This is a genomic window from Acidobacteriota bacterium, assembly GCA_020349885.1.
Taxonomy (GTDB): Bacteria; Acidobacteriota.
In genome coordinates this window covers 339,792-346,895 of the sequence record CP070701.1, presented here as the reverse complement: position 1 = coordinate 346,895, position 7,104 = coordinate 339,792, and the positions used below count along the sequence as shown (strand labels likewise).

3 protein-coding genes, 1 tRNA gene and 2 other annotated features are annotated in these 7,104 nt (G+C 62.2%); all 4 genes read left to right on the top strand.

Annotated features, from left to right (window positions below; all coding sequences use genetic code 11):
• Window positions 1-33 precede the first annotated feature (33 nt).
• Window positions 34-221 (bottom strand) — a sequence feature (16S ribosomal RNA rRNA prediction is too short).
• 20 nt (window positions 222-241) lie between these two features.
• Window positions 242-806: a sequence feature (16S ribosomal RNA rRNA prediction is too short), on the bottom strand.
• Window positions 807-1,206: 400 nt separating this feature from the next.
• The 4 genes from JSV08_01505 (at window position 1,207) to JSV08_01490 (ending at window position 6,991) form a co-directional block, all read left to right on the top strand.
• A tRNA-Met gene (locus JSV08_01505) sits at window positions 1,207-1,279 on the top strand.
• Window positions 1,280-1,302: 23 nt separating this feature from the next.
• The gene (gene tilS / locus JSV08_01500) at window positions 1,303-2,361 is read left to right on the top strand and encodes a tRNA lysidine(34) synthetase TilS (GenBank protein UCF81126.1); all 1,059 of its coding nucleotides are present in this window, start codon (window positions 1,303-1,305) and stop codon (window positions 2,359-2,361) included.
• On the top strand, window positions 2,288-2,890 hold the full coding sequence (gene hpt / locus JSV08_01495) for a hypoxanthine phosphoribosyltransferase (GenBank protein UCF81125.1): 603 nt from the start codon (window positions 2,288-2,290) through the stop codon (window positions 2,888-2,890). Before tilS ends, hpt begins: the two co-directional genes overlap by 74 nt.
• 105 nt (window positions 2,891-2,995) lie before the next feature.
• Window positions 2,996-6,991: a hypothetical protein gene (locus JSV08_01490; protein UCF81124.1), complete on the top strand. Its 3,996-nt coding sequence runs from the start codon at window positions 2,996-2,998 to the stop codon at window positions 6,989-6,991.
• Window positions 6,992-7,104 lie beyond the last annotated feature (113 nt).

Below are 7,104 nucleotides of genomic sequence, written 5' to 3'. Positions count from 1 at the left end.
GGGTATCTAATCCTGTTCGCTACCCCACCATTCGCGACTCAGCGTCAGTAGCGCTCCAGGAAACCGATTTCGCAACCGGTGTTCATCCAGATATCTACGAATTTCACCTCTACACCTGGAATTCCGTTTCCCCCTGGCGCACTCTAGCACGCCCGTATCGAAGGCCATTCCTCCGTTGAGCGGAGGGATTTCACCACCGACGTGGCATGCCGCCTGCTCGCGCTTTACGCCCAGTGATTCCGAGCAACGCTTGCCCCCTCCGTATTACCGCGGCTGCTGGCACGGAGTTAGCCGGGGCTTCCTCAGGGAGTAGCGTCCGAGTCGGCGGGGTATTCACCCCCGACCCTTCGTTCCCCCTGACAGAGGTTTACGACCCGAAGGCCTTCATCCCTCACGCGGCGTCGCTGCGTCAGGCTTTCGCCCATTGCGCAAAATTCCCTACTGCTGCCTCACGTAGGAGTCTGGACCGTATCTCAGTTCCAATGTGGCCGTACACCCTCTCAGGCCGGCTACCCGTCGTCGCCTTGGTGAGCCGTTACCTCACCAACTAGCTGATAGGGCGCGAGCCCCTCCCGTGGCGATAGCTTGCAAGCAGAGGCCATCTTTCCCCCAACAGCCCGAAGGCCATCGGGGCGAATGCGGTATTAGCTCCGATTTCTCGAAGTTATTCCTCACCTCGGGGTAGGTTACTCACGTGGTACTCACCCGTTTGCCACGCTACTCGTCCCGATTGCTCAGGACTTTCACGTACGACTTGCATGTATGAGGCACGCCGCCAGCGTTCGCTCTGAGCCAGGATCAAACTCTCCAGTTGAAAATCTCGCCCCGCAAAGGTTCAAGCCTTTCCGGGGTCCGATCCTGAGAGCTTCCTTCACTCACGCCTTTCCTGTGATGCAAAGCATTGAGAAAAGGCATTGGCAAAGGCCTTTACTCCATCCCGTCTCGTGGACGGGAAAGGAACCTGTTTCAACGCGTCCCGATTAAATCGGGACTGGCTCGGCACTGTTCAGTTGTCAAAGAGCCGCCGCTTTCCCGCCGCAGAAGCGGGAAGAAAGAGAAGTTCTCAACGGCCTGCGCTTCCGTCTCAAAGCAACGGCAACGCAAACCAAATATATTATACGCAAACCGAAACGGTATGTCAAGTTAATTCGGGCGACAGTTGCCCTCTTTCTTCCTTCTCCTGTAGAATAAACCGTAACATCCCGTGGCGGTGTAGCTCAGCGGTCAGAGCACGTGGCTCATATCCACGGAGTCGAGGGTTCGAATCCCCCCACCGCCATTCTTGCGGGAGGCTTTTTACCCATGCGCTCACTGAGGACTTTCGAGCGACGGTTCTTTGAGTTTGCGCGGCGCCAGTGCCGGCTCGGGCGCGGAGCGCGCGTGGTGGCCGCGGTATCGGGCGGCCCGGATTCGGTGGCCCTTCTTACGCTTCTCGCGCGGCACAAGGACGCGCAGGGGTGGAAGGTTCACGCGGCGCACTTCAACCACCGCGTCCGGGGCCGCGCTTCCGACCGGGACGAGGCGTTCGTGCGCCGCCTCTGCCGCGATTTGAAAATTCCCCTGAAGGTGGGACGTCGCCGCCTCCCGAAGCGCTTGAGCTCGCCCGCTAGGACGCGTACTGGGAGCCTGAACGAGGAGCGCCTGCGCGAGATGCGCATTAAATTCCTGGTGCGTGCGGCGCGCTCGCTGCGGGCCACGCACGTCGCCATCGGGCACCAGCGAAACGACGTGGCCGAGACGTTCCTGATGCGCCTTCTGCGCGGCGCGGGGGCGGACGGCCTCGCCGTTTTGCCTCCCAGGACGAGCCGCGAGGGACTGCTCTGGGTGCGCCCCCTTCTGCCCTTCCCGCGCGCCGAGATCGAGGCATGGCTTCGTTCGCAAAAGATTCCCTGGCGCGAGGACCTGACGAACCGCCGCGTGGACCGGATGCGGAACCGCATCCGGCACGAACTCCTGCCCCTGCTCGCGCGCCGCTATAATCCCCGCGTCGTCGAGGAGCTCGCGCGTGCGGCGGAGATCCTGCGCGAGGAAAACGACTACATGGAAAGTAGAGCGGCGCACGCCGTTTCGGAAAAGAAAGTTTCTCTCGCACGCCTCCGCCGCGCTCCCCTGGCGCTCCGGCGCCGCATGGTGCGCCGCGCCGTCGCGGAGGCCAAGGGCGACTTGCGGCGCATCACGTTCGCCCACGTGGAAAGCATCTTGAACCTCCTCGAAAGCGGCCATGAGGCGCACCTTCCCGACTGGCTCACGGTCTCTCGCAACGGCCGCTTCCTGCACTTTCGCTCCCATGACGTCTCGCGTCCCACGAGTCAAACGAAAAGGCCGCCCCGCCGCCCCCGAGTCAGGCGAGGTTCTCGTTAGCGCCCGGCGGATCGCGCGGCGCCTCGACGCGCTCGCCCGCGAGGTCGAAGAGGCGTTCGCCGGCCAACGGGGCCGCTGGCGGCCTACTTCCCGCACGCTTCACCCGAAGCGGGGAGGGCCGCTCGTGGTGGTCGGTGTTCTGAAGGGCGCGTTCGTCTTTACGGCGGATTTCGTCAGAAAACTCCGAGTGCCGCACCGGGTGGAGTTCGTGCGCGTGCGGAGCTACCGCGGAAAAACCCGCGGCCGCGTTCGCGTAGAGGGAAATGTTGCGGGCATTCGGGGGCGCGACGTGCTGGTCCTCGACGGCGTCCTGGACACGGGGCGCACGTTGCGCGCCGTGCTTCGCCGCCTTGAGCAGAGCCAGCCGCGGCGCCTCAAGGTGTGCGCGCTTCTTCGGAAGCGGCGGCCCGGCCAGCTCGCCGTGCCGCTCGATTTCGTCGGCTTCGAGATTCCCGACGTGTTCGTCGTCGGCTACGGCATGGACTGCGCCGAGGAGGGAAGGAATTTCCAAGACATCGTCGTGCTGTAGCCGAGTCCAGCGCGAAACGCCGCGCTTGGCCCACCGCCCGCCGCTGTTGATTCGCATAGGCGGGGGCTAAAAGCCTATAATGGGGTATTCGAAAGGAGTCTGAAAATGAAAGGAGCGGTAACGTGGATTGGCTTCACGCTGGCGGCCTTCTCGGCCGTGTGGGGAGGTGAAGCGCCCGCGTCCGCAGGGAAGGGCTTTTCGGAGGTCGGAGGGGAAGTCGAAACAGCGGACGTTCCCTTCGACATTTACGAAGTCATTCGCACCGTCCGGAAAAACCGCGGCCTTCCCGAGGAACCTCCAAAGCAAGGATTCGGCGCAGAAGCACGCGGCAAGCGGCCGTTTGCGTCCAAAGGAGGTAGCTTTACTCATAGCACGCCGCGATTTCAGGCGGAGGTTAGGGAGAACAAGTTGCGGTATTTCGCGCAAGGAAACAAGGAAAAACCTGATTTCGAAATTCTCTCGGTGAGATTCGAGCGGGGAGGCGTCACGCGGACAGTGTTTGGAAAAAACCGCCTGGAGGAACACGCGCCCGGCCTTCTCAAAGGCAAAGTGCGCGACGGCGTTACGTCCTACGTCCGAAATTGCGGCGAGGAGGGGTTGGAGATTTACTGGACGATAGACGAGCCGCTAAGCTCCGAGGCTTCGGCGTTGCGCGTGCGTCTTGCGATCCGCGCCGCGGGCGGGCCGCGGGAGCATGATGAAGGATTCGTTTTCCCGACTTGGGACGGCAGCGGCGGGGTGGCGTTCTCCGACGTAACCGTGGTTGACGCAGCGGGGCGGCGGGAGCGGGCTCGGCCTACGCTCGCAACCAGTCAGGAAATCCTGTTCGAGGTATCGCACGAGTTTCTTGAGAATTCCCAATATCCCATCCTGATTGACCCGACGGTGGGGCCGGAGTTTCCGTTGAATCCGAGTCCGGTGATAGGCCCGGCGGCAGACAGGCAGGAGTATCCATCCGTGGCTTCGAACGGAACGGACTATTTCGTGGCGTGGACTGATGGCCGAAGCTGGGCGAGCTGGGATATCTACGGAGCGCGCGTAGCCTCGGATGGGACGGTGCTCGATCCCACGGGCATCGCCGTCTCCGCGGCGGCAAACCAACAGCTCTACCCCTCCGTAGCTTCAAACGGGACGGACTATTTCGTCGTGTGGGAGGACTGGCGGAACGACGGTGGATGCTACTGCAATTGGGATATCTACGGGGCGCGGGTGCGGGCGTCCGATGGTATGCTACTTGACGGCCCGCCTGACACGGGAGGCATCGCCGTCTCAACGGCGGTGGGTAACCAGGGATGGCCCTCCGTTGCTTCAAACGGGACGGACTATTTCGTCGCTTGGTCTGATGACCGAAGCGGCTCGGGCTACGACATCTACGGGACGCGCGTCACCTCGGCGGGGATTGTGCTCGACCCCTCGGGCATCGCCGTCTCCACGGCGGGAGGCAGCCAGTGGAAGCCCTCCGTGGCTTCAAACGGGACGGACTATATCGTGGTGTGGGGGGACTACCGAAGCGGCACGAACTACGACATCTACGGGGCGCGCGTCAACTCGGCGGGAACGGTGCTCGACCCCACACCCACGGACATCGCCGTCTCCACGGCGGTGGACCGCCAGTACTACCCCTCCGTAGCCTCGAACGGAACGGACTATTTCGTCGCTTGGAGTGACGAGCGGAACGACGGTGGATGCCAGTGCAATACGGATATCTACGGGGCGCGGGTGCGGGCGTCCGATGGTTATCTCCATGATGGTCCGCCTGACACGGGAGGCATTGCCGTCTCCACTGCGGTGGGTGACCAGGAACGGCCCTCCGTGGCTTCCGACGGGACGGACTATTTCGTCGCGTGGCGGGATTACCGAAGCGGCGTGGACTACGACATCTACGGAACTCGCGTGGCCTCGGATGGGACGGTGCTCGACCCCACGCCCACGGACATTGCCGTCTCCACGGCGACAAACCATCAGATGTATCCCTCCGTGGCTTCAAACGGGACGAACTATTTCGTGGCGTGGGAGGACCAGCGGAACGGCAGCACAAATCGGGACGTCTACGGGGCGCGTGTCACTTTGGCGGGAGCAGTGCCCGATGACCCCTTGGTGGGCATCGCCGTCTCCACGGCGGCAAACCACCAGTACGAGCCCTCGGTAGCTTCCGACGGATCAGACTATTTCGTTGCGTGGTATGACCGCCGAAGCGGTACGAACAACGACATCTACGGAGCGCGTGTCACTTCGGCGGGAGCGGTGCCCGATGACCCCTTGGTGGGCATCGCCGTCTCCACGGCGGCAACCGACCAGCGATATCCCTCTGTGGCCTCTAACGGGACGGACTATTTCGTGGCGTGGGAGGACTGGCGGAACGGCAGCACAAATCGAGACGTCTACGGAGCACGTGTCACTTCGGCGGGAGCGGTGCCCGATGACACCTTGGTGGGCATCGCCGTCTCCACGGCAGCAAACAACCAGCGGCTTCCCTCCGTGGCTTCGAACGGGACGGATTATTTCGTCGTGTGGCAGGATTACCGAAGCGGGACAGGATACTCGGACATCTACGGAACGCGAGTCACCTCGGCGGGGGCGGTGCCCGACGACCCCTTGGTGGGCATCGCCGTCTCCACGTCGGCAAGTGAACAGCGGTTTCCCTCTGTGGCTTCGAACGGGACGGACTATTTCGTTGTGTGGGAAGATTATAGAGAGGGCCCTGCTGACATCTACGGGGCGCGAGTGACGGCAGCGGGTGTGGTTCTTGACGCTTCGGGCATTGCTGTCTCCACGGCGGTGAGCGACCAGGAGGATCTCTCCGTGGCTTCAAACGGAACGGACTATTTCGTTGCGTGGCGTGACTACCGAAGCGGCACGGGCTACGACATCTACGGAACGCGAGTCACCTCGGCGGGGGCGGTGCCCGATGACCCCTTGGTGGGCATCGCCGTCTCCACGGCGGCAAGTAGCCAGCGGTTTCCCTCCGTGGCTTCCGACGGGACGGACTATTTCGTCGTGTGGGAGGACCGGCGGTACTGGGCCACGACGAAATACGACATCTACGGCACGCGGGTGCGGGCGTCCGATGGCTGGCTTCTTGATGGCCCACCGGACACGGGAGGCATCGCCGTCTCCACGGCGGCAAACAGCCAGTACAGCCCCTCGGCAGCTTCGAACGGGACGGACTATTTTGTTGTGTGGGAAGATTATAGAGATGGCCCTGGTAACCTCTACGGGGCGCGAGTGACGGCAGCGGGTGTGGTTCTTGACACTTCGGGCATCGCCGTCTCCACGGCGGCATGGGACCAGGAATGGCCCTCCGTAGCTTCAAACGGGACGGACTATTTCGCTGCGTGGCGTGACTACCGGAACGACGCTGGATGCTTCTGCAATCCGGATATCTACGGAACGCGCGTGACCTCGGATGGGATGGTGCTCGATGCAGCGGGCATCGCCGTCTCCACGGCGGCGAATTGGCAGGTAGATCCTTCTGTGGCTTCAAACGAGGCGGACTATTTTGTGGTGTGGATGGATGGACGAAGCGGCACGGACTACGATATCTACGGGGCGCGCGTGACCTCGTTGTATGGGACGGTGCTCGATGCAGCGGGCATCCTCATCCAGCAAAGTCCCTATGGCGATTCTTATCCCGCCGTCGCCTATTCGGCCTGCGGAAAATATCTCGTGACCTACTATAGGTTCTACGACGATCCGAACTTTCAATCCTCGCGCGTCATGGCACTGACCGTTGAGGATGACGTTCCTTCTGCCGGAGAGGTATCCGCACAAGACTCCGGCAAGCCCTTGACCGTGGAGCGGGCCTCCGGCCAAGTAAAAATCTTTTGGGAGGGGCTTCCCTCCGATTGTGCCGGTGTTATCCAATACAACATCTACGAAGGCAACCTTGACGCTCCCTTCTACACCCATCTGTCGGCCGTGTGCTGGACGGCGGGGACGGACGAGGAAGGCGGCTACCTGAGCGAAATAATTACGCCGGGCTATACGAACGCCTACTATCTCGTCACGGAGTGCGACATGGCGACGGAGGGGCCTTCGGGCTACGACAGCGACGCCGTCGAGCGCAACCCGCTTCTGAACACCTGCGGCCCGCATCCCTGAGCCTTTTTCTTTAAAAAAAGGGGGAGGAGAGAAGCGGTCTTTTCAACAGGACAATTTATCCTGATCGGGATGGATTGAAAGACTATCGCAGAAGGAGAGCTCCGCCGACGTCA